Here is a 23262-nt window from a genome sequence, read left to right on the forward strand (position 1 = left end):
GGGAAGAGCTTCGAGAAAGCGAGTCCTCGCGGCCTCGCTTTCTTGAATGCAGGCCTCAGCGCTCGACCGTCAGCGCGATCCCCATGCCGCCGCCGATGCAGAGGGTGGCCAGCCCCTTTTTGGCGTCTCGCCGGGCCATTTCATGCAGCAGCGCCACCAGGATCCGGGCGCCCGACGCGCCGATGGGATGGCCAAGCGCGATGGCTCCGCCATTGACGTTCACCTTCGCCGGATCCCAACCGACATCGCGATTGACGGCGATCGCCTGGGCGGCGAAGGCCTCGTTGCCCTCGACCAGATCCAGATCGTCGACCGTCCAGCCGGCCTTTTTCAACGCCGCCTTCGACGCGGGTATCGGACCGGTGCCCATGATCGCCGGATCGACGCCGGCCTGCGCCCAGGAGACGATGCGGGCCAAGGGCGTCAATCCCCGTTTGGCGGCCTCGGCGGCCGTCATCAGGACCACAACCGCCGCTCCATCGTTGATCCCCGAGGCGTTGCCGGCGGTCACCGTGCCGTCCTTGGCGAAGGCGGGACGCAATTTGGCCAGTTGCTCGATGGTGCAGCCGTGACGGGGGAACTCGTCGACCGAAACCACGTCCTCCCCCTTACGGGTCTTGACGGTGACGGGAACGATCTCCTGATCGAATTTTCCGGCCTTTTGAGCCGCTTCGGCCTTGTTTTGCGAGGCCACGGCGAACGCATCCTGCTCTTCGCGGGTGATCTGCCATCTCTGGGCGATATTTTCGGCCGTAATCCCCATGTGATACCCCTGGAAGGCGTCGATCAGGCCATCCTTCAGCATGGTATCGACCATTTCGGTATTGCCCATTTTGGTGCCTGTCCGCAGATAAACCGCATGCGGGGCGTTGCTCATGCTTTCCTGGCCGCCCGCCACGATGATGCCGCCGTTCCCTTCGGCACCGAGGGCCTGGGCACCCAGCGCCACGGCCCGCAACCCCGAGCCGCAGAGCTGATTGATCGTCCAGGCCGGCGACTCCTGCGGGATGCCGGCTCCGAGCGACGCCTGCCGGGCACTGTTCTGGCCGAGGCCGGCGGTCAGAACCTGCCCCAGGATGACTTCGGAAACTTCGGCGGCATCGATACCGGCCCGCGCGACGGCGGCCTGGATGACTTGGCGGCCGAGATCGACGGAGGACAACGCGGCGAGGCTTCCATTGAAATTGCCGACCGGAGTGCGGGCGGCGGATACGATGACGACGTCGGTCATGGGTTTCCGTTCCTCTCTCTTGGGTTATGGCGTTACGTCGATCAGCCGCCGAATGGACGGATCTCTCTTCCATGTCGGCTGGACCATCCGTCCACGCAGCCCGGACGAATGGCATAGAAGCCGAATAAATCCCCGTCCCACGGCCTATCCCGCCGCTCTTAACGGCATTAATCGCGCACGCTTGACCCAACCTTGAGGAAATTATTTCCGCCTGTCCAGTGTAAGCTCAGGTTGCGACAAAACCATCACCGGCAGCAGATCCCCCCATTTCCGGCGGATGGGCGGCCATCGAAGCTTGCGGCCGGCCGCCTCGCTGGCGTATTGCTCGATCTTGCGAAAATGGGGGCGCCCGTTTTAAGGACAAATGGAACGAATGACTCTCTGGAACGAAGCGGCCCTCTTGCTGGTCGGCCATGGATCGAGCCGGCTTGCCACCTCCCGCCAGGCGACCGACCGCCTGGTCGAGGCCATCCGCCGGCGCGGGCTGTTCGCCGAGGTGCGGGGCTGCTTCTGGAAGGAGGCCCCGTTTCTGTCCCTCGACCTCGTCCGCGCCAAGACGGTTTACGTCGTCCCCAACTTCGCTGGAGAGGGCGCCTTCACCCAACGGCTGATTCCGGAACGGCTCGGCATAACCGGCACGCTCAGTCGTCTCGGCGATCGGCGGCTCGTCTACACGCGCCCGGTCGGCTGTCATCCGCGCCTGCCGGAGCTCCTTTGCCGCCGGGCGGAGGAACTGTGCCGGGACCACCGCGTCGCGCCGCAGTCCGCGGGCCTTCTGATCATCGGTCACGGCTCGCGTCGGCCCGGCGGCGTCTCGGCCACGCCGGAGGCGGTCGCCGCCACGCTGCGCGGCGAGGAGGTCTTCGCCGAAGTGGCCACCGCATATCTGGAACAGGCTCCCTTCGTCGCCGATTGGCCTCAGCTCGTCGCGGCCCGGCATGTTCTGGTCGCCCCCTGGCTGGTTTCCGAGGGCATGCATGCCAGCGAGGATCTGCCGCCCCATTTCGGAATGAGCGCCCCCAGGGGCGGGCCGGTGGAGATCCATGGCCGCACCGTCTGGCTGATGGACGGCATCGGCCGGGATGACGAGGTGGTTGAAATGATCCTCGACCATATCCGGCAGGCCGAAACGGCGGTGGGATTATGAAAATGGCAAGGGAGCAACCAAAAATCCTTGGAGCGACGCGCTCTCCATGGTTCAACCGTCGGAGACTTTGGCGGAACCGCCTCGAAGGAATGCCTCTGTGAAATTCGCCATTCTCGTCACCGCGGGACCGTTCAACCGTCAGGCCGCCGGCAGCGCTTTGGCCTTTGCCCGGGCGGTGCTCGACTCCGAGCACGAACTGGTCAGAGTCTTCTTCTATAGCGACGGCGTTCATTCGGCCAACCGTCTGGCCGCGCCAGCCAACGACGAACACAATCTGGTGCGCGACTGGTCCCGGTTGGCTACGGAACGGGGGGTCGACCTGGTGGTGTGCATCGCCGCGGGACTGCGCCGTGGCGTCCGGGAAGCCAATCTGGCACCGGGGTTCCGCATTTCGGGCCTGGGACAGCTCGTCGAGGCGGGCATTCTCGCCGACCGGCTGATCACTTTCGGGGCGTGAGGAGCAAGAGCGAAAGATGACCCCGAAAAGTTTCCTCTTCGTCAACCGCAAGGCCCCCCAGGGCAGCGCCCATGCGGCAGAAATGCTGGACGCCGCGTTGATCGCCGCCTCCTTCGACCAGCATGTCCACCTGGCCTTTCTGGACGACGGCGTGTTCCAGCTGGTCGGCGGCCAGCGTCCCGAGCTTCTCGGCCAAAGGGATCTCGGCACCGCCTTTTCCGAACTGGGCGAGTACGACATCGATCACATATGGGTCGAACGGGACTCGCTGAGCGAACGCGGCTTGAGCGAAGCCGACCTGACCATTCCGGTCACGCTGGTCGACAGGGCCGCCCTCGCCGCCTTGATGGCGCGCATCGATGTGGTGATCAGCGCATGAACGGCCCCCTGCACATCGTCAACGCGACGCCTTATGCCAGTGGCGCCCTGGAAAGCTGTCTCGCCCACCTGAGCGAGGGTGCGGCGCTGTTGTTGATCGAGGACGGCGTCTATGCCGCCTTGGCCGATGGAAATTTTGCCGAACGACTGGCCGAAGGGATCCGTGGCCACGCGCTCTATGCCCTCGCCCCCGATCTCGCCGCCCGAGGTTTGGCCACCCGCCGCCTGATTGACGGCCTCCGGGTCATCGACTATCCCGATTTCGTCCAATTGGCGGCCGAACACAGCACCGCGCAATCTTGGTTTTGACCAGGATTGCGCGGTGCTGTGTTCGGTGATCTGTTCCGATCAGCGCACTTTGGTATTAGGCCACCTCATCCACATCGATGACCAACCGGCCACGCACCTGTCCGTGTAGAATCTTGTCGGCCAGGTCCGGCAGATCCTTAAGGCCGGCGCTGCTGGTCAAGGCGTCGAGCTTGCCCAGGGGCAAATCCCGGCTCAAACGTTCCCAGGCGGCGATTCTGGTCGCTTTCGGGCACATGACCGAATCGATCCCCAGCAGATTGACCCCCCGCAACAGGAACGGCAGCACGGTGGTGACAAGCTCGTTGCCGCCGGCCAGGCCGCAGGCGGCGACGGAACCGCGGTACTTCACCGCGCTCAGCACCGATGCCAGCGTCGTACCGCCGACCGCATCGATGGCTCCCGCCCAACGTTCCGCCGCCAGGGGGCGGCTGGGCGGGGTCGCCAGTTCGGCGCGCTCGATGATGGTCGTGGCGCCCAGGCTGCGCAGATAGTCATGTTCGGAAGCGCGGCCGGTCGACGCCGCGACCTGATATCCGAGATGGGCCAGGACGGCCACCGCCACGCTGCCCACACCGCCGGCGGCACCGGTCACCAGCACTTCGCCCTTGTCGGGGCTGAGCCCATGCTCCTCCAGCGACAGGATCGCCAGCATCGCGGTGAAACCGGCGGTCCCGATCGCCATCGTCTGGCGCAGACTGAGCGCGGAAGGCCGCTTGACCAGCCAATCCCCCTTGACCCGGGCCTTCTGGGCATAGCCGCCCCAATGGACTTCGCCAACACGCCAACCGGTCAGCACGACCTCGTCACCGGGTTTGAACTCGGCATGGGCGGACGTTTCCACCACGCCCGCGAAGTCGACGCCGGGCACATGGGGATAGCTGCGGACCAGACGCCCGATTCCCTTGAGGATCATCCCGTCCTTGTAATTCAGGGTCGACGCCTTGACCCGGACGGTCACGTCGCCGGGCGGCAGCCTGTCGTCGGATAAACGCTGAATGCCCGCAGTTACCTTGCCGTCACGCTCTTCCAGAACCAGTGCCGAAAATTGATCGTCGCTCATATGAAAAACTCTCCTGTTTGATCAACATTACCCAGCCCGTCTTGAGGCGGCAATCCCGGCGATCATTGGTGGGCTTCCTCTTCGTCAAACAAAGAGAAAAATTTTCATTTCTCCGCTACACTTACCCCGACGCCACGTGTGGAGACTCTTGATTGGGCGCCAGCGGGATTTTCACCAATCGGAAGACGAACGCGCGGGTCGAAGCCGACTTGCGAATCGTCGGCAACAGCCTGGAGATTCGCGACCCGCGGGACAAGATCCTGCTGGCTCAATGGGCATATGCCGACATGACGCCAGCCCGCCCCTTGCGGCCAGGCCGGCCGATCAGAAAACTCAGGATCATCTGCCACAACGATTCCGAAGCGCATCTGCTGATCGAAGATCCGGATCTCATCACCCTGTTGCAAAAAGCCAACCATGCCTTGCGTCCTCCCAGGAAACCGCTGCCCCCCTGGCTCTTCAAGGTGGCGGCGGGTGCGGGGGGGGTTCTTCTCCTGGCACTTCTGCTGCAGCTTGCCGCCGCAGCCGCCGGACCTTTGTCGCGCATGCTCCCGGTTTCCTGGGAAGCCGCCGCCAACCAGCGGCTGGCCGATCATCTGCTGCGCTCCTTCGGAGGCGCCTGCACCGGACCCGGCGGCCAAGCGGCGCTCGATGTTCTGGGACAACGTTTCGACCGCGACGCCGCGCGTGGCCTGCCTGTTCATCTCAAGGCCGTCAAAACCCCGGCGATCGACGTCTATGCCGTTCCGAAGGCGACCATCCTTGTCACCGCGGGCATGGTCGGCGACGTCGAAACCCCCGATCAGCTGGCCGCCGTGATCGCCCTGCAACTGGCCCATCTCGACTTGCGGCACACCGCCGAGCAGATCACCCGGCGGACCGACGTCGGACTGCTGTTCCTGGCCGCCAGCGATATCGCCCCCACCTTCGCGAAAGGCTCCCTCGGCCATCTTGTGCGGCTGGATTACGATCCGCCGGAAGAAATCGAGGCCATTGATCTCGCACAGAAACTGCTGCAAAAGGCGGACATTTCGATCCAGGCTCTGGGCAGTTATTTCCGCCTCCAGGAACTGCATCAGCGAGCCCGGAAGCAGCCCTCGGATTTCCAGACACATCACCCAATTCCGGCGAAACGTCAGGATCCCCAGGGAATTCAGCCCTTCACCCGCCCGGCCCTGACCGATCGCGAATGGCAGTCGCTCCGCAACATCTGCTCCTGAGTCTCCCGGCACGACTCTTGCGTGGTTCGAACGGCAGGACGTGTTTGGCCATTCGAGGAGGGAAGCATGGACGACATCAGCCCGTTGAACGGTGGATACAAACTGACCTCGGCCGAGATTCTCTACACTCCGCCCGATCAGCCGCACCTGCTCGAATGCTTCGTCTGGAAGGACTACGACAGCGCCCCGGACTATCCCGAGCTTCGACGCTTTCTGACCTTTTGGGCGGACCATATCGACATTCAACTGCACTCGGTGCGCATTGCCGATCTCGACCAGCCGCGTCCCGATGGAATGATCTACGCCGCCTATTCGAACGAAATTCACTAGGGCGCGTTGCGTTTGGACTGAATCGCGCTCGTTAGCCCGAGCGGCGTTTGAGCATTTGAAAAAACGGAGTTTTTTCAGCGTCATGCAAGCCTGGAGCAGTTCAAGCGAAGCGCGAACTGCTCCAGAATCCGAAGACTTCGCCTCAGCGAACCGCTTCGGCGATCAACGAGACGAACTCGTTGGCCACCATGTCCCAGTTACGCCCGCGCTGCAGCAGGCGGGCGTCACGGTTTTCCGCCCAGAACATCGCGTCATCGGTCAATAGGCGAACGGCGACATTGGCGAAAGCCTCGTCGTCGGGAACGATATGGCCGGTTTCCCCGTCCCGCAGCCGCTCGTGAATGGCCCCCAGCGGACGTGTCACGGCGGGAAGGCCGCAGGCTTGGCTTTCCATCAATGTCCAGCAAACCATGTCGTCGGGATGGCCGGGATACAGATGGACGCGGGCCGACCGGTAAAGCTCCGCCATTGTGGTATCGCCGCCGGGCGCCTTGATTTCCACGCCCTCGGTGGCGCTGGCCCGATCGAGCAGAAGGCGCATCTCCCCAGGAATATCGCCCCCCGATTTCCCCTTGTCGAGAATGGCCGACACCACGACCAGCCGGGCATTGGGAACGGCCGGCCGGATCTTCGCCGTCCACAGATCGAGCAGCCAGGACAGGCCATGGGAGGGATGGGTGGTCACGACGGCGGTCGGCCGTTCGTCCAACCGGGTCGGCGCATCGGCGATGAAATCCTGGCGCACGCCCGGCGCCAGGGCACGCACCGTCAATCCCTCGTCGTTGCGCCAGGGCGCCATCTGCGTTTTGCCGAGGAAGGCCAAAGCGGGCCGGAAACTATCGATGGCCTTCCGGGCCGGCTCCAACTGCCGCGCCGACGCGGTAACCCACAGGATCCGTTTTCCCGCCAGACGAACGGACGACAGCAGCGAGGGCTTGCGGAAAACGATCAGGGCGTCGGTCTGCGTCGGGAAATCCTTTTCGAGGGTTTCCCAATGAGCGCCTTCGATCATCAGCGGAAAACGGGCCCGATTATAGACATGGACGTCATGTCCGACACGCACCAGAGCCCCGGGCAAGCTGGCGAAAGCCTTCTCGGCGCCGCCGAGCGCGCGGGTGGCAGGCGTAAATCCGTCGAAAGGAATGGAATCATCGACCAGGGTAATATGCATGGAATCCATCTTATAAAGGGCGGCCCACCGCTTCGCAAGACGGCCACGCCCCTAAAGACGGATACCCGAGGAACAGGTTCAAAAAAGGGTAATCAATTACCATGACACATTCCGTTGACAGATGGGGCGCGACAGGCCTAGGAACTAAAACCCACTATCAGTGGGGAGATTCCCGACACCAGTTTGATTGAAAACGCCATGTCCGCCAGGTCGTCGTCCGGCAGCAAAATTCTTTATAAAATTCTCGCGGCCTCCACCCTTCTCATCCTCCTCTCCTTCGGCGCTCTCGGCGTCTGGTTTTATTCGATCGCCAGCCGCAGCCTGAGCACTGAAATTTCCGCCCAGGTCGGAGACTCCGGCAGATCGGCGGCGGACGGCATCCAAAAATGGTTGGATGGCCGACTTCTTCTCGCCCGCGAAACGACGGACGCGATCAGCGACATCGCGGACGCCCGGGACATGAAAAGCGTCTTCGTCCGTCCCACCATGGCCCAGACCTTCGCCGATATTTATTTCGGCGAACAGAAAAGCGGCGCCTTCATCGACGGACCGGACCATCCCATGCCGGCGGACTACGATCCGCGCAAGCGCCCCTGGTACGAGGCGGCGGTCGCGGCGAGGGGCATCGGAATGACCAAGCCCTATGTCGATGCCTCGACTCACAAATTGGTGATTTCCCTGGTCGCCCCGATCCGACGCGACGGTGCGTTGGCCGGAGTCTTCGGGGCCGACCTTGAACTCGATGCCATCAACGATTTCCTGAAGAAATTCGATTTCGGCGGCAAGGGATTCGCCTTTCTGGTCGACGATGCCGGAACGGTGCTCGTCCACCCCGACAAGGACATGGTGATGAAGCCGCTCGGCATGTCGCCCGCCGCCGCGTCCGGCGCCATCGCCGAAGAAGGAGGGGACCGTATCGTCCGCTTTCATCCCATCGCCGGGCTGCCGGTGAAATGGTACGTCGGCATATCACTGGACCAAGCCCGGGTCTTCGCGCCGCTCGACGACCTCCGGCATTCGCTGGTGTTCGGACTGCTGGTGGTCATGCTGCTGATCATCGCCGCTCTCGGCTGGATGCTTGCCGCACAGGTCTCGCGTCCCATCACCGACATCACCCGCGCCATGGACGATTTGGCCGCTGGCCGGGCCGACATCGAAATTCCGGCGACCGAGCGGCGTGACGAAATCGGGGCCATGGCCGCGGCGCTGCAGATTTTCCGTCGGAACGCCTTGGAAAAGGAACGCCTGAGCGAGGACCGTATCCGCGCCCAGAGCGAGGCCGAAACCGAAAAGCGGCGTCTTCTCGACGGCCTTCTGGAACACTTCAACCAGAATGTCAGCCATGTCCTTGAAAAGGTCGGCGACGCCGCCGCCGACATGGAGCGGAACGCCCACTCCATGTCCTCCACCGCCAACGAGACGAAACAACGGGCGGGGCAGGCCAACGTCGCCACCGACGAGGTTTCGACCAATGTGCAGACGGTGGCCAGCGCCGCCGAGGAATTATCGACCTCCATCGGGGAAATCGGCCGGCAGGTCACGCAGTCGAGCCGCGCCACCCAGGTCGCGTCGGAAGAGGCATTGCGAACCAGCGGCGTGATCGTCGAACTGGCCGCGACATCGAACCGTATCGGCGAGGTGGTCAAGCTGATCAACGATATCGCCAGCCAGACCAACCTCCTGGCCCTGAACGCGACCATCGAGGCCGCCCGGGCCGGCGATGCGGGAAAGGGTTTTTCCGTGGTCGCGGGCGAGGTGAAAAATCTGGCCAGCCAGACCAGCCGCGCCACCGACGAAATCGGCGCTCAGATCGGCGCCGTGCAGACCGCGACCCGGGAAGCCGTCGCGGCGATCGACGGCATCGTCCATCGCATCCGGGAAATCCACGAGATCGCCACGACGGTCGCCGCCGCCGTCGAGCAGCAATCGGCCGCCACCAGCGAAATCGCGCGCAACGTCCAGCAGGCGGCCGCGGGATCCCAACATGTCTCGACCAATATCGCCGGCGTCACCCGTCTGGCTTCGGGAACCGGAGAGGCGGCCGACAAGGTGCTCGCCTCCGCCCGCTCCCTGGCCAGCGACGCGGCGCAACTGAAGGACGTCGCTGCGGACTTCCTGCATGGCGTGCGTACGGCATAAGGCTATTTAGCCATGCGCCCTCCCCCCATACAATCTCATCAAGGCCTTGCCAAGCCGGCGTCGGCGGGCCAAGTTTCTGAACTCCGATGGATATTGGGCAAGCAATCATGGCGAAGTCACATTTCATCCCCCTTCCCCACCGCGCGCTGATCAGCCTGAGCGGCGAGGAACGGAAAACATTCCTCCAGGGCCTGGTTTCCAACGACGTCACCAAAGCCGGCGCCGATCACGCTCTTTACAGCGCCTTCCTCACCCCGCAGGGAAAATTCCTTCACGAGTTTTTTCTGGGCGAGCAGGACGAGACGCTGCTTCTGGAAACGGAAACGGAGCGACGCGCGGATTTCGCCAAACGCCTGTCCCTGTACAAACTGCGCAGCAAGGTCGGCATCGCCGCCAATGATGGCTTGCGGCCCTACGCCATCGTCGGATCCGGGGCCGCCGGCCTTTTCGGTCTGGCCGAGACCGCCGGGGATGCTCGACCCTTCGCCGGTGGACTGATCTTCGTCGATCCCCGACTGGCGGAAGCCGGACTGCGCGCCTGGCTGCCCCCGGAGGGTGAGGCGGCATTGCGCGAGGCCGGGTTGACCGAGGGCGAGATCGACCTGTGGGATAAGCATCGCATCGAACTGGGACTTCCCGACGGAAGCCGGGATCTGGTGCCCGACAAGGCCCTTCTTCTTGAAAACGGCTTTGACGAATTGCACGGCGTCGATTGGCAGAAAGGGTGCTACCTGGGCCAGGAACTGACCGCGCGCACGAAATATCGCGGCCTGGTCCGCAAACGCCTGCTGCCGGTCGACATCACCGGCCCGGTTCCCGAACCGGGCTCGCCCATCCTGTTGGATGGGACGGATGCCGGAGAAATGCGCTCTCATGCCGGAAATGTCGGCTTAGCCATGATCCGGATCGACGCATTCGAACAGATCGCTGCGACCGGACGCGCGCTGGAAGCCGGCGAAAGCCGCCTCACCCCGCACAAACCGGCGTGGGCGGTGTTCTAGCCCGGATTTCTCACACTGACGCGCTCGGCATCGCGTTTTGGGGAGGCGATCCGACAAGTCGCGGCTTGCCGCCAAGGCTTGCTGCCTTGGCAAAAGCCGCGACGCCGGCCGCGTGCTTGGCGCGCAAACATATCGTTTCGTCGGCCAAGCCGACAGTCGTCCGCCAAAACGCGACCCTTCAGGGCGGGGAAAAAATGGCAACACAGTGCGTTATCGGCCTTGATCGATGCGCCGCATCGATCCGCGCCCGCTGCCTGCTGTGTTGCCATTTTTTCCTCCGTGCCGAACGTGCCAGTGTGAGAAATCCGGGCTAGATCTCCAGGGCGGTCCGGATGGTCCGGGCCGCCTCTTCGATGACCTTCCGCTCACCCGGCGTCAGACGCCAGTTCATCGGCAGATCGTCATAGAACGACCGCGGCAGCACATGCATGTGGAAATGCGAGACCGATTGGGCGGCGCCCGGCCCATTGCTTTGCACGATGCTGATGCCGTCCGGATGCAGCGCGGTATCGACCGCGCGGGCTATGCGCTGCGCGGTTGCGCCGACCGCCGCCAGGACGGGCGCCGGGATGTCGAGAATGGTCTCGGCGTGCAGTTTCGAAATCACCAGGGCATGGCCGCACGCCACCGGATTGATGTCCATGAAGGCCTTGGTGAGTTCGTCCTCGTAAAGCGGAATCGAGGGTGATTGCCCCGCCACGATACGACAGAAGATGCAGTCATGCTCGATCATCCATCCTGTTTACCGTGAACCGCATCAGGGAACAAGTGGCGCCAAACGACCGCTTTTAAATATTTCTCAGCGCTTTTCTTGGTTTAAAAAGACGCAATTATGGCGAAGACGCCGCAGATAGAGCGAAAACACCTTGAAGAACGCCTTGCCCGCCATCAAGCGGACACCGGACGGGGCTAAAACCTTTTCTTGTCTCCGGAACGATCCGGAGAATCGCAGGAAATGGAGCAATTCGATGTTCAAGCATGTGCTGTCCGCTTTGGTGGTTACTTCGGTGATGGCCGGGGGCGCGGCATTCGCGGCCGATCAGACGACCCAGGCCCCGCAGGCTCAGACGGCGGCCCCGGCCTCCCAGGTTCAGACGACGGCTCCGGCCAAGGCCGAAAAGGTCAGCACGTCCACCACCAAGTCGGCGACGGAAAAAAAGCATGTGAAGGTGGTCCATAAGCAGGATCAGGTGAAGGCCTCGGTGGTCAAGACCGACGCGACGGTCCCCGCGAAAACGAACTGACCGCCGTTCGGGTTCAAGTCATTCCTTCCCCCCGGGCGATCGCCCGGGAGGAAGGAAACAGCCCCCCGTTACTTCGCGGTGATCTGGATCCATCCGGATCCGTTCCAGCGAACCCTTTGATCCAAGCGCTGCCACTGCCCGTCGGCGGGATTTTGCTGCCGGCCTTCGGAAAACAGAAGGTCCGGAAAACTCCGCCCCCTGACTGGACCGACCGCCATGTCGCCCGCGCAAAATCCCGTCCCCAGACGATTGCGGGTTCCGTCCGCGGTCAGCGGACCGAAGATGATGAACAGATATTGGCCGCAGGGCTGCCGATAGGGTTCCCGCACCACCAGCAGAGATTGGTTGCCGCCGGCCTGCAACAGAACGGCGCGAGGGTCGAGCCAATCCGGCCAAAACTCCGGATCCTCACCGAACATATCGGACAGGGCGGCCTCCGCCAGGGGACGATCTCCCCCCAGCATATCGAACGACAGCCAGACGGCATCGGCGGCGCGCACCGCCGTGGCGGCCGTCTGGAGAAACAAGACCAGAAGCAGGAAAGCGAAAAGACGAGGAAAAATCATTGCTGCGATAGGCGTCGGCTGACTTCGGCTAGGCGGCGGAATGGAGAATCGGCCCCGTCGAGACCTAAATATCCCGCCCGCCGAATTCCATCGCGACCGTAGCGCTCACGGACCGCCTCGGTCAACCATTGGGCGGCCTGCTCCTTGCGAATTCTCGAAATATCACCCCGTTGGCGCAAGTAGGCGCCATGCGCCTCGACGGCGTCGATCAGTTCCTCGGTGCCAAGACGCCCCGCGGCGGAAAGCATCAAAACGGGAACCTCCCAGTCCGCCGCCGCCTCCGCCAGACTGAGAGCCCCCGCCACATCGGCGCGGGCACGCTCGGCGGCGGCCCCCATATCGGCCTTGGTGACGACCACGATGTGGGGGATCTCGGCGATGCCGGCCTTCATATATTGCAAGGAATCCCCGGATCCCGGCTGAATGCAGAGGATCACCGTGTCGGCCACGCCGACCACGTCGGTTTCCGACTGCCCGACACCCACCGTCTCGATCAGAACCACGTCGTAGAGTGCGCGCATCAGCACCATGGCCGAGACGGTCAGCCCGGCCAAACCACCCAGCCGGTCGCGCGCCGCCATCGAGCGAACGAAGACGCCCTGGTCCTCGGGATCGGTGGAAAGACGGGTGCGATCACCCAGCAACGCCCCGCCGGACCGTCGCGACGAAGGATCGACGGCGATGCAGCCGACGGTACGGCCGCGCTCCCGCCAGCCGTGGATCAGGGTATTCACCAAAGTCGACTTGCCCACTCCCGGCGGGCCGGTCACTCCGGCGACCAGCCCTCGTGGAGCGGCATAGGCGTCCGACAGCAGATCGATGACGTCGGAATCGTCGGGCGCCTTTTCGATGCGGGCCAACGCCCGCGCCAGTGCGGCCTTTCCCCCCTCCTTGAGGGCGGAAAGCGAAAGGGGATCAGGCATCGGCCGTCCTTCGGCAGAAGGAAACCGGCCGCCTCCCCCGGTCGAGGGAGGACGGAAAGCCAAGAAAACGGCCGAACCTGATCCCCATTGTCAGGCCGTCGTATCCGAACGCACGCCAAGGGCGGCCTGGGCCGCCGCCAGACGGGCGATCGGCACCCGGTAGGGAGAGCAGGAGACGTAATCGAGCCCGACCCTTTGGCAGAACGCGATGGAGGCGGGATCGCCGCCATGTTCGCCGCAGATCCCCAATTTGAGATTGGGGCGGGTCTTGCGCCCCCGCTCGGCGGCGATCTGGATCAACTCGCCCACCCCTTCCTGGTCGAGACTGGCGAAGGGGTCATGCTCGTAAATCCCGCGCTGCCGGTAGACTTCGAGGAAGGGCCCCGAGTCGTCACGCGACATACCGAGCGTCGTCTGCGTCAGATCGTTGGTGCCGAAGCTGAAGAAGGCGGCGGATTCGGCGATCGCCCCCGCCGTCAACGCCGCCCGCGGCAGCTCGATCATGGTGCCGACCAGATAATCGAGGGTAGTCCCGGAGGCCTTGAAGACCTCCGCGGCCGCACGGTCGATCACCTCTTTCAGCAGATCGAGCTCCTTCTTCGTGCCAACCAGCGGAATCATGATCTCGGGAGACACCGTCTTGCCCGATTTCCGGGCCACCTCGACGGCGGCTTCGAAAATCGCCCGTGCCTGCATTTCATAGATCTCGGGATAGGTGATGCCGAGACGGCAACCGCGATGGCCCAACATCGGATTGGCTTCGTGCAACTGGGTGTTGCGCGCCCTCAGAACCGCGATATCGGTCCCGGCGGCCCGCGCCACCTCCTCCATTTCCGCGTCGTTGCCGGGCAGAAACTCATGCAGCGGCGGGTCGAGCAGGCGGATGGTCACCGGCAGTCCCTGCATGATCTCGAAGAGTTCGACGAAATCGTTCTTCTGATAGGGCTGGATCTTGGCCAGGGCATGGCGGCGCCCCTCCTCGTCGGAAGCCAGGATCATTTCACGAACGGCAATGATGCGCGACGGGTCGAAGAACATATGCTCGGTCCGGCACAGGCCGATTCCCTCGGCTCCGAAATGACGCGCCGTCCTGGCGTCGAGCGGAGTCTCGGCATTGGCCCGCACCTTGAGCGTGCGGATGGAATCGACCCAGCCCATCAACGTGCCGAAATCGCCGGTCAGCTCCGGCTGGACCGTCGGCACGGCGCCCAGCATGACCTGGCCGGTGGAACCGTCCAGGGTGATGACATCGCCTTCCTTGACTTCCTGGCCCATGGATTTGAGCGTCTTGGCCCGGTAATCGATCCTGAGCTCGCCGGCACCGGCGACACAGGGACGGCCCATGCCGCGGGCGACCACGGCGGCATGGCTGGTCATGCCGCCCCGCGACGTCAGGATGCCCTGGCTGACGTGCATGCCGCCGATATCCTCAGGGCTGGTCTCGATCCGCACCAGGATGACTTTTTCGCCCTTTTTCGTCCAAAGCTCGGCATCCTCGGCCGAGAACACCACGCGCCCCGACGCGGCACCCGGCGAAGCGGGCAAACCGTGGGCGAGAAGCCGGCGTTCGGCCTTGGGGTCGAGCGTCGGATGCAACAACTGGTCGAGAGCGCCCGGCTCGATGCGCCGCACGGCCGCTTCCTTGCTGATCAACCCGGCCTCGGCCATGTCCACGGCGATCTTCAAGGCCGCGGCGGCCGTCCGTTTGCCGGTGCGGGTCTGGAGCATCCACAGCTTGCTTTGCTGAACCGTGAACTCCAGATCCTGCATATCGGTGAAATGCGCCTCCAGCTTGCGCCGGACATCCTCCAGGTCGGCGAAGACCCGGGGCATCACCTCTTCCATCGAGGGCAGATCGGCACCGGCCGCCTGCCGCGCCGCCGTTGTCAGATACTGCGGGGTGCGGATGCCGGCGACGACGTCCTCGCCCTGGGCGTTGACCAGATATTCGCCGTAGAACTCGTTCGCCCCGGTCGAGGGATTGCGGGTGAAGGCGACGCCGGTGGCGCAATCGTCACCCATATTGCCGAACACCATGGCCTGAACATTGACGGCCGTACCCCATTCCGAGGGGATGTCGTGCAGCCGGCGATAGGTGATCGCCCGCTGGTTCATCCAGGATCCGAAAACCGCGCCGATGGCACCCCACAACTGGTCTTCCACCGTCTGCGGAAACGGCCGGCCCAGTTCTTCCTTCACCTTTTCCTTGTAGGCGGCGACAACCGTCTTCCAATCCTCGGCCGACAGATCGGTATCGAGGGTCAGATCGTGGTCTGATTTGTGCGAATCGAGGATGTCCTCGAAATGATGATGCTCGACCCCCAGCACCACATCCGAATACATCTGGATGAAACGGCGATAGCTGTCATAGGCGAAACGCGGATCCTTCGACCGCGCCGCCAGGCCTTCGACGGTCTGATCGTTCAGGCCGAGATTGAGCACGGTGTCCATCATGCCCGGCATCGAGGCCCGCGCCCCGGAGCGGACCGAGACCAGCAGGGGATTGTCGATGCTGCCGAAAGTGGATCCCATGATCTTCTCGATCTGGGTCAAAGCCGCCGAAACCTGCGCCTTCAGGTCGGCCGGATAGACGTTACCGTTGGTATAGTAATAAGTGCAGACTTCGGTGGTAATGGTGAAACCCGGCGGGACGGGCAAACCAAGATTGGCCATTTCAGCCAGGTTGGCGCCCTTGCCACCCAGCAGATTCTTCATTCCAGAGCGACCTTCCGCGGCACCGCCGCCGAACGCGTACACCCATTTGCTCATAGCTGCTTTCCTCCAGCGCAATTGGTTCGCATATCCGGAAGCTTCACTCCCAAGCCTCCGGCACAAACCACTAAGGGCCCATTTGCTCCCGACCCTTAGATCCGATAGGACGCTTGGCTCACCGCTTACAGGCGGGCTCAAGACGCCGCAGAGGGGAAAGACCGATCGCCTAGCCCTCTATTTTCGAAAAATCCGCTATCGCGCCCATGGCGGCGCCGATCTGCGCCAGCAGGCGCAAACGATTGAGACGGACCGCCGGCGCATCGCAGTTGACGGTCACCGCCTCGAAAAAAGCATCGACCGGCCTGCGCAACCGGGCCAGGGCGGTCATGGCATCGGCGAACCGCTCGGCGGCCAAGGCCGGCACCATCGCCTGACGCACCTCGCCCAATCCCTGTTGCAGCGCCTTTTCCTCGGGCGCTTCCAGCAATGCCGGATCGATATCCCCGGCGTGGGATTTCTCGTCCTTCTTTTCCTCGATACGGACAATGTTGGCGGCCCTGCGGTAGGCCGTCAACAGATTGGCGCCGTCTTCGCTGGAAAGAAAATCCGTCAAGGCGTCCACTCGCGCCAGCAGGCGCACCAGATCGTCTTCGCCACCCAGGGCAAAAATGCCCGTGATCAGGTCGTGGCGAACCCCCTTTTCACGCAGATGCACTTTGAGGCGGTCGGCGAAGAAGTCGAGAAGATCGAGCGCAGTCTGCTCGGCGCCGATGCTCAACGGCTGCGTGAAGGCGGCGTGGGCGGCGATGAACAACGGCTTCAGAGACAGGCGCAGACCGTTCTCCAAAATCAGGCGGATCACCCCCAGCGCGGCCCGGCGTAACGCGAAGGGATCCTTGGACCCCGTCGGTTTTTCGTCGATGGCGAAAAAGCCGGTCAGGGAATCCAGCTTGTCGGCCAGGGCGACGGCGACCGACAGCGGGTTGGTCGGACAACGATCGTTCGGGCCTTGCGGCGCGTAATGGTCGGCGATGGCGTCGGCGACGGCGGCGGGTTCGCCATCGGCCAGCGCGTAATAGCGTCCCATCACGCCCTGCAGTTCGGGGAATTCACCGACCATTTCCGAAGACAGGTCGGCCTTGGACAGGCGGGCGGCGCGCTCCGCCAGATTTTCGTCGGCCCCGATGGCCTGGGCGATGCGCCGCGACAGCGCGGCGACCCGTTCGACCTTGTCGGACATGGTCCCCAGCTTGGCGTAATAAAGCCGTTCAGCCAGTTTGGGCAGCCGGGATTCCAGACGATGTTTGCGATCCGTGTCCCAGAAGAATTTGGCGTCGGAGAGACGCGCCCGCAGGACGCGTTCGTTGCCGGCGACGATGGCCGCACCAGCGTCCGCGGTCTCCATGTTGGAGACCACCAGGAAGCGGTTGGCCAGACGTCCATCGGCCTTCAGCAGCGAGAAATATTTCTGATGCGCGCGCATCGAGGTGATCAGCACCTCGTCGGGCACATCCATGAAAGCCTGGTCGATCGTGCCCACCAGCACCACCGGCCATTCGACCAGGCCGGTCACCTCGGCCAGCAGCCCCTCGTCCTGGCGCAGGATCAGCCCTTCCCGGGCCGCTGCTTTTTCAGCCTGATCGAGGATCGACTCGCGGCGTTCGGCCGGGTCGAGCACCACCTTGGCCGCCGCCAATTTGGCGGCGTAGTCGGCGAAGGACGTCACCGGGAAGACCGCCGGCGCCAGGAAACGGTGGCCGCGCGTCCGCTCGCCGGCCGTCACCGGCCCGAAGGAGATGGGAACGACCTTCCCGTCGAACAGGGCCAGGATGCTTTGCAAAGGACGCACCCAGCGAACCGCCAGGGAACCCCAGCGCATGGATTTCGGCCAGGGGAAATCGGCGAGGGTCTGTTCGACCACGTCCTTGAGGACATCTGCGGTCGGACGCCCTTTGCGCGAGATCACCGCGAAATAGAAGACACCCTTGCCAGTGTCGCGCTCCTCGCATTCCGCCTGGGTCACGCCGGCCCCTTTCAGGAAACCGTCGAGCGCCTGGGCGGGCGCGCCGACCCGGGGGCCCCGCCGCTCTTCCGAAATGTCCGGCGTCGCGGTCGGCAGTCCCTCGATGGCCAGGGTCAGGCGACGCGGCGTCACCAGGGTGCGCAGATCTCCGAAGGTAAGACCGTTCTTGCGCAAGCCCTCGCCGACCAGACGCCCCAGATCCTCGGCGGCGCGGGCCTGCATGCGGGCGGGAATTTCCTCGGAAAACAGTTCAAGCAGGAATTCGGCCATGATCTCAAGCCTCCCCGGCGGGGGCGGCGCCCTGCCTCGACGCGATCCACGCCTCGCAGCAGGCCTTGGCCAGGGCCCGGACACGACCGATATAGGATTGCCGCTCGGTCACCGAGATGACCCCGCGGGCATCCAGCAGATTGAAGCGATGGCTCGCCTTGATGCACTGGTCATAGGCCGGCAAGGCGAGCTTGGCGGCCAGCAGCGCCACACATTCCTTTTCGGCGTCGAGAAAATGGCGCAGCAGCATTTCGGTATCGGCATATTCGAAATTATGGGCCGAATATTCCTTCTCGGCCTGAAGGAAGATGTCGCCGTAGCGCACGCCGGCTCCGTTGAAATCGAGGTCGTAGACGTTCTCGACCCCCTGGATATACATGGCCAGGCGTTCCAGGCCGTAGGTCATCTCCACCGCGACCGGATCGCATTCGATGCCGCCGACCTGCTGGAAATAGGTGAACTGTGTCACCTCCATGCCGTCGCACCAGACTTCCCATCCCAGGCCCCAGGCCCCCAGCGTCGGGCTTTCCCAGTCGTCCTCGACGAAACGGATGTCGTGGGCCAGGGGATCGATGCCGAGGCGGCGCAGGCTTTCCAGGTAAAGGTCCTGGCTGTTTTCCGGCGACGGCTTCAACAAGGCCTGGAACTGGTAATAGTGCTGCAGACGGTTGGGGTTCTCGCCATAGCGTCCATCCTTCGGCCGGCGCGACGGCTGAACATAGGCGGCCTTCCACGGCTCGGGCCCCAGCGCGCGCAAGGTGGTCGCCGGATGGAAGGTACCCGCACCGACCTCCATGTCATAGGGCTGCAGGATGACGCACCCCTGTTCGGCCCAGAAAGCCTGAAGGGTGAGGATAAGGGATTGGAAACTCGGCCGAGAAGCCATTGGAAACCGCCGCCGATCTAGTGGGAGCTGGAAAGTTGCAGCAACTTAAGCGGCGCCCCACCGTCGGTCAAGGCTGCGCATTTCATGCCTGACGGGCGAAGACCTCATCGCTGGATCGGCCCCGGACATCTATAAACAATTTTATGTAAATTAATGCAAAATTTCTGACAAATAAAATTATTTGAATTTGATGTCGCAATGAATCAAATATGTCTGTGACAATGATCACAGCTCGGCCATCTAATAAAATCAGGCCTGAAGCTGTATCAGGGAAAAAGTTACCGGATGCAGCACGGCCCCACTCCTCACCCGGGGCCGGCAACCCTCTCCGCCCGCGTCTCCGACGCACCCACCCTGGGCGGAGAGGGTTGATCTTTATTTACGCACCGTAAAACTCTTCACGACATTGGTATTTCGTCGGGCGCATTCGAGTGCCCGCGCCATCGTTGGCGCCTGAGGGACGCGGATCGCTTCCGATCAGCGCACGCTGATATCAGGCCAATGCCGCGCCATGGCGCAGGACGGCGTCGGCGGAAGCGCTGTAGCGGCCGTCCTCCTCGTGCAAAATCATGCCCGGCAACAAGGTCACGGGAGAGGACACCCCCTTCCGGGCCCGCAGCAGGACGCGCTTGGCCGGGCGCCCGGCTTTCGGCCACAGGGGAAGGATGACGATCTCGCCGACCCGCCGGTTGAGGGCGGCCAGAAGATCATCCAGTCGATCGGCGCGATAGACGACCACCAGGGTACCTTTCGGCTGCAGCATATTAATGGCGAAGCGCATCCAGGCGGCGAGATCGACCTCACCCTCCTGGTTGGCCATCGCCTTGCCCGGATGCGGCGAGGCCCGCCCCTCGTCGAGGGCCTGATACGGCGGATTGGTCATGACATGATGAAAACTGCCCGGCGCCAAGCGCGGGGGAGGAGCCTGCAAGCTGCCGATCAGGGACTCGACACGGCCGGTCATCCCGTTCATCGCGATGTTCTCGCGGGCCAGGGCGACCAGGGGGGGCTGCGCCTCCAGCCCGAAAAGGCGCGCTCCGGGAACGCGGGCCGCCAGGCAAAGGGATGCCGCGCCGACGCCGCTGCCGACATCGAGCACCGACTGGCCATCCTTGGCCGGAACCGCCGCCGCCAGAAACACCGGATCGATGGCGGCGCGGTATCCGTCCACCGGCTGGCGGAATTTCACGCGCCCATCCAGCAATGCGTCTTCGCTGACCTCGTCCATATCTCTTCCGTCCGTTCCTGGAACAGCCCGCCAGTGTTCGGATGGCGGCGATTTTAAGAAGTCAAAAATCGACGGACCACACCGGTGCGATTTGGTTGTAACCTTGACCGTCACGGCGGCGCAACACTATGCTCGCCGCGCGGCCACGAAGGCGTGGCGATGCTTTATGCTGGGAGAGTGACCGTGGCGATCGTCGTCAACCTTGAAAACGAACGGAGCAAGAAAGGAGCGTCCCTGGACGCGCTGATGGCTCTGGTGAGCGACGATCTGGCCTTGGTCAACACCTCCATCGTCGAGCGGATGCACAGCCCGGTGGAACTGATCCCGCAATTGGCCGGTCATATCATCGCGGCCGGCGGCAAGCGCCTGCGCCCCATGCTGACCCTGGCCTCGGCCAAGCTGTGCGGCCATCGGGAACAACGGCATATTCATCTGGCGGCCTGCGTCGAATTCATCCATACGGCGACATTGCTGCACGACGATGTCGTCGACGACAGCTCGCTCCGCCGCGGCCTGGCCAGCGCCAATGCCGTCTGGGGCAACAAACCGTCCGTCCTGGTCGGCGACTTCCTGTTCAGCCGGTCCTTCGAGCTGATGGTCGAGGACGGCTCCTTGCAGGTCCTGGCCATTCTCTCCCACGCCGCCTCGGTCCTTTCCGAAGGCGAGGTCCTGCAGTTGGTCACCGCCAACGACACCAGCACCAGCGAGGACGCCTATCTCGAGGTGATCCGCGCCAAGACCGCCGCCCTGTTCGCCGCCGCCTGTCAGATCGGCGCGGTGGTGTCCGACCGCCCGAAGGTCGAGGAGGAGGCGCTGGAAAGCTATGGCCTCAACCTCGGCATCGCCTTCCAGCTGATAGACGACGTCCTCGACTATTCGGCCAAGCAGGAAAAATTAGGCAAGGCCCTGGGCGACGATTTCCGCGAGGGAAAGATCACGCTCCCGGTGATCCTGGCCTTCCGTCGCGGCGACGACGCGGAGCGCCAGTTCTGGCGGCGCACACTGGAGGATCTCGAACAGGCGGAAGACGGATCGGACCTGCGCGAGGCCCAGCGTCTCATGGAAAAACACCAGAGCCTGGCCGACACCGTGAAACGCGCCCGCCACTATGGGGCCATCGCCCGCGACGCCCTCGGAATCTTCCCGGACAGCCCTGCCAAGTCCGCCCTGACCGACATCATCGATTTCTGTATCGAGCGCGCGTTCTAAGAAGCTGAATTTCCCGTTTGCGATCCTCGATCGATGGCGCTATAAGAGGCGCCTCGCCGGCCAACACCGGCGTTTTTCAAGTTTGGCGCACTTCTTCGCGCCGCAATGCCGGAGTGTAGCTCAGCCTGGTAGAGCACTGTCTTCGGGAGGCAGGGGCCGGAGGTTCGAATCCTCTCACTCCGACCAGTTGGTTTACAAAAACCCGTTAAGCTGTAATGGCTTAGCGGGTTTTTGTTTGGCGGCACCGATTGCGAAGGCCCATCGCTTTTTGGCCAGTTGCCACGCTGTTGCCGCTTTCTCGTTCGTCCACGGAGTGGCACTTCCCCGAAAATGGGTGGCGGAAGATCTGTTCTCAGGCCTCGACGGCTTGTGTGGTGGTGATCCAACCCTCGCCATGCCACGTAGTAAAGGCATGAGCGATATCGAGGGGGGGCTCCATGAGCCGGGACACATCACTCCACCAGGGGCGAAAAATCGCCGTGATCGGCTCTGGTGCCGGGGCGTTGGCCGCGGCATGGTCGCTATCGCGCCGGCACGACGTCACCATTTTCGAAAAGAATGCTCATCTGGGCGGCCACGCCAACACTGTCGAGATGACAGAGGCGGACGGCCATCGGACCGCGGTTGATACCGGCTTCATCGTCTATAACGAGCGAACCTACCCCAATCTGATCCGCATGTTCGAACAACTGGCTGTGCCAACCAAGGCGACCAACATGTCGTTCGGGGTGTCCCTGGACGAGGGCGCCATGGAATATTCGGGCGAGAACCTGCGTGGCCTGTTCGGACAGCCGGCCAATCTGGTGCGGCCGCGTTTCCTGGGCATGGTCACCGATATTCTGCGCTTCTACCGAAACGCCCCCATGATCATGGAGATGAGCGAGCCCGGCCCCAGTCTGGGCGAGTATCTGGGCGCCAACGGATATGGCGACGCCTTTGTCCAAGACCACCTGCTTCCCATGGCCGCCGCCATCTGGTCGGCCCCGGCCTCGGCCATGCTGGATTTCCCCGCCATCAGCTTCGTGCGCTTCTGCTCCAATCACGGCCTGCTGCAATTAGCCGACCGGCCGCAATGGCGCACGGTGATAGGCGGCAGCCGGGAATATATTCGCCGCCTCACCAACGACATGCGTCACAAGGCGCGACTGAGCACCCCCGTCCTGACGATCAAGCGCCATGGCGCCGGGGTCGATGTCATCACCACCGACGGCCATTGCGAAAGCTTTGACGCGGTGGTGATCGGTTCCCATGCCGACGAAGCCCTCGGCTTGCTGGCCAACCCCAGCGAGGACGAACGCCTTCTGCTGGGCGCCTTCAGCTATCAGGAGAACCTGGCCGTTCTCCACGGCGACACGGCCCTGATGCCAAAACGACCAAAGCTTTGGGCCTCGTGGAACTACATGGGCCGCACCGGCCTGGACGGGGCGCGCCACCTTTGCGTCAGCTATTGGATGAACCGTCTTCAGTCCCTGGATGCCAAATCGCCGGTCATCGTCACCCTGAATCCCATCACCCCGCCCCGGCCGGAAATGGTTCATGCCAGCTTTGTCTACCAACACCCCATGTTCGACGGCGCCGCCATGGCGGCACAGCGGCAATTGGGACGGATTCAGGGTGCGGACCGGGTGTGGTTCTGCGGCTCATATTTCGGCTACGGCTTCCACGAGGATGCGTTCTCGTCCGGACTGGCGGCGGCCGAGTCCATGGGCTGCCCCGCGCCCTGGCAATCCGATACACCGCGTCGGGCGGCGCAGTGAC

21 protein-coding genes and 1 tRNA gene are annotated in these 23262 nt (G+C 63.4%); 12 read left to right on the forward strand and 10 right to left on the reverse strand.

What is annotated here, in order from left to right:
• Nucleotides 1–55 precede the first annotated feature (55 nt).
• Nucleotides 56–1231: an acetyl-CoA C-acetyltransferase gene (locus tag CWS72_RS22505; protein ID WP_101252902.1), complete on the reverse strand. Its 1176-nt coding sequence runs from the start codon at nucleotides 1229–1231 to the stop codon at nucleotides 56–58.
• 373 nt (nucleotides 1232–1604) lie between these two features.
• On the opposite strand from CWS72_RS22505, the gene CWS72_RS22510 reads away from it, so the two are divergent.
• From CWS72_RS22510 to tusB, 4 genes are all read left to right on the forward strand, one after another.
• A complete protein-coding gene (locus CWS72_RS22510) occupies nucleotides 1605–2378 on the forward strand; it encodes a CbiX/SirB N-terminal domain-containing protein (protein WP_158240782.1) in 774 nt (257 codons plus the stop codon).
• A 97-nt stretch (nucleotides 2379–2475) separates the two neighbouring features.
• Nucleotides 2476–2835 carry a sulfurtransferase complex subunit TusD gene (gene tusD / locus CWS72_RS22515; protein WP_101252904.1) on the forward strand — a complete coding sequence of 120 codons (360 nt, stop codon included), beginning with the start codon at nucleotides 2476–2478 and terminating at the stop codon, nucleotides 2833–2835.
• 16 nt (nucleotides 2836–2851) lie between these two features.
• Nucleotides 2852–3214 carry a sulfurtransferase complex subunit TusC gene (tusC, locus tag CWS72_RS22520; protein ID WP_101252905.1) on the forward strand — a complete coding sequence of 121 codons (363 nt, stop codon included), beginning with the start codon at nucleotides 2852–2854 and terminating at the stop codon, nucleotides 3212–3214.
• Complete coding sequence (gene tusB / locus CWS72_RS22525) at nucleotides 3211–3522, forward strand: sulfurtransferase complex subunit TusB (RefSeq protein ID WP_101252906.1); 312 nt, start codon at nucleotides 3211–3213, stop codon at nucleotides 3520–3522. Before tusC ends, tusB begins: the two co-directional genes overlap by 4 nt.
• Before the next feature lie 55 nt (nucleotides 3523–3577).
• On the opposite strand, the gene acuI is transcribed toward tusB, so the two are convergent.
• The gene (gene acuI, locus CWS72_RS22530) at nucleotides 3578–4582 is read right to left on the reverse strand and encodes an acrylyl-CoA reductase (NADPH) (RefSeq protein ID WP_101252907.1); all 1005 of its coding nucleotides are present in this window, start codon (nucleotides 4580–4582) and stop codon (nucleotides 3578–3580) included.
• 152 nt (nucleotides 4583–4734) lie between these two features.
• On the opposite strand from acuI, the gene CWS72_RS22535 reads away from it, so the two are divergent.
• Together CWS72_RS22535 and CWS72_RS22540 are read left to right on the forward strand one after the other, a co-directional pair.
• Nucleotides 4735–5802, forward strand: coding sequence for a M48 family metalloprotease (locus tag CWS72_RS22535; protein WP_101252908.1), 1068 nt, complete (start codon nucleotides 4735–4737; stop codon nucleotides 5800–5802).
• Nucleotides 5803–5868: 66 nt separating this feature from the next.
• The gene (locus CWS72_RS22540; protein ID WP_101252909.1) at nucleotides 5869–6132 is read left to right on the forward strand and encodes a hypothetical protein; all 264 of its coding nucleotides are present in this window, start codon (nucleotides 5869–5871) and stop codon (nucleotides 6130–6132) included.
• A gap of 142 nt (nucleotides 6133–6274) precedes the next feature.
• On the opposite strand, the gene CWS72_RS22545 is transcribed toward CWS72_RS22540, so the two are convergent.
• Nucleotides 6275–7303, reverse strand: coding sequence for a glycosyltransferase (locus CWS72_RS22545; RefSeq protein WP_158240783.1), 1029 nt, complete (start codon nucleotides 7301–7303; stop codon nucleotides 6275–6277).
• A 198-nt stretch (nucleotides 7304–7501) separates the two neighbouring features.
• Here CWS72_RS22545 and CWS72_RS22550 point away from each other — a divergent pair, with 198 nt between their 5' ends.
• Both CWS72_RS22550 and ygfZ read left to right on the forward strand, forming a co-directional pair.
• The gene (locus CWS72_RS22550) at nucleotides 7502–9442 is read left to right on the forward strand and encodes a methyl-accepting chemotaxis protein (RefSeq protein ID WP_101252911.1); all 1941 of its coding nucleotides are present in this window, start codon (nucleotides 7502–7504) and stop codon (nucleotides 9440–9442) included.
• 107 nt (nucleotides 9443–9549) lie between these two features.
• Entirely contained in the window at nucleotides 9550–10443 is an 894-nt protein-coding gene (gene ygfZ, locus CWS72_RS22555) for a CAF17-like 4Fe-4S cluster assembly/insertion protein YgfZ (RefSeq protein WP_101252912.1), read from the forward strand.
• A 310-nt stretch (nucleotides 10444–10753) separates the two neighbouring features.
• Here ygfZ and CWS72_RS22560 read toward each other — a convergent pair whose 3' ends face one another.
• Complete coding sequence (locus tag CWS72_RS22560) at nucleotides 10754–11176, reverse strand: HIT family protein (protein ID WP_101252913.1); 423 nt, start codon at nucleotides 11174–11176, stop codon at nucleotides 10754–10756.
• A gap of 235 nt (nucleotides 11177–11411) precedes the next feature.
• Between CWS72_RS22560 and CWS72_RS22565 the strand changes: the two genes are divergently transcribed.
• Nucleotides 11412–11687 (forward strand): hypothetical protein, encoded by a 276-nt coding sequence (locus CWS72_RS22565; RefSeq protein ID WP_101252914.1) that lies wholly within the window; start codon nucleotides 11412–11414, stop codon nucleotides 11685–11687.
• Nucleotides 11688–11755: 68 nt separating this feature from the next.
• On the opposite strand, the gene CWS72_RS22570 is transcribed toward CWS72_RS22565, so the two are convergent.
• The 6 genes from CWS72_RS22570 to CWS72_RS22595 all read right to left on the reverse strand — a co-directional run bounded on the left by CWS72_RS22570 (nucleotide 11756) and on the right by CWS72_RS22595 (nucleotide 20295).
• The gene (locus CWS72_RS22570; protein WP_101252915.1) at nucleotides 11756–12253 is read right to left on the reverse strand and encodes a hypothetical protein; all 498 of its coding nucleotides are present in this window, start codon (nucleotides 12251–12253) and stop codon (nucleotides 11756–11758) included.
• Nucleotides 12250–13176 carry a methylmalonyl Co-A mutase-associated GTPase MeaB gene (gene meaB, locus CWS72_RS22575; protein WP_101252916.1) on the reverse strand — a complete coding sequence of 309 codons (927 nt, stop codon included), beginning with the start codon at nucleotides 13174–13176 and terminating at the stop codon, nucleotides 12250–12252. Before meaB ends, CWS72_RS22570 begins: the two co-directional genes overlap by 4 nt.
• Nucleotides 13177–13266: 90 nt before the next feature.
• Nucleotides 13267–15945, reverse strand: a complete 2679-nt coding sequence (gene ppdK / locus CWS72_RS22580; RefSeq protein WP_101252917.1) for a pyruvate, phosphate dikinase — start codon at nucleotides 15943–15945, stop codon at nucleotides 13267–13269.
• A 169-nt stretch (nucleotides 15946–16114) separates the two neighbouring features.
• The gene (gene glyS / locus CWS72_RS22585) at nucleotides 16115–18181 is read right to left on the reverse strand and encodes a glycine--tRNA ligase subunit beta (RefSeq protein ID WP_101252918.1); all 2067 of its coding nucleotides are present in this window, start codon (nucleotides 18179–18181) and stop codon (nucleotides 16115–16117) included.
• A gap of 4 nt (nucleotides 18182–18185) precedes the next feature.
• Entirely contained in the window at nucleotides 18186–19067 is an 882-nt protein-coding gene (locus tag CWS72_RS22590; protein ID WP_101252919.1) for a glycine--tRNA ligase subunit alpha, read from the reverse strand.
• Nucleotides 19068–19560: 493 nt separating this feature from the next.
• A complete protein-coding gene (locus CWS72_RS22595; RefSeq protein ID WP_101252920.1) occupies nucleotides 19561–20295 on the reverse strand; it encodes a tRNA1(Val) (adenine(37)-N6)-methyltransferase in 735 nt (244 codons plus the stop codon).
• Nucleotides 20296–20478: 183 nt separating this feature from the next.
• On the opposite strand from CWS72_RS22595, the gene CWS72_RS22600 reads away from it, so the two are divergent.
• The 3 genes from CWS72_RS22600 to CWS72_RS22610 all read left to right on the forward strand — a co-directional run bounded on the left by CWS72_RS22600 (nucleotide 20479) and on the right by CWS72_RS22610 (nucleotide 23261).
• Nucleotides 20479–21504, forward strand: a complete 1026-nt coding sequence (locus CWS72_RS22600; protein ID WP_101252939.1) for a polyprenyl synthetase family protein — start codon at nucleotides 20479–20481, stop codon at nucleotides 21502–21504.
• 109 nt (nucleotides 21505–21613) lie between these two features.
• Nucleotides 21614–21690 (forward strand) — tRNA-Pro (locus tag CWS72_RS22605).
• Between the two features lie 251 nt (nucleotides 21691–21941).
• Complete coding sequence (locus CWS72_RS22610; RefSeq protein ID WP_101252921.1) at nucleotides 21942–23261, forward strand: NAD(P)/FAD-dependent oxidoreductase; 1320 nt, start codon at nucleotides 21942–21944, stop codon at nucleotides 23259–23261.
• Nucleotide 23262: the final 1 nt, after the last annotated feature.

The organism is Telmatospirillum siberiense (genome assembly GCF_002845745.1).
Taxonomy (GTDB): Bacteria; Pseudomonadota; Alphaproteobacteria; order Rhodospirillales; family Magnetospirillaceae; genus Telmatospirillum; species Telmatospirillum siberiense.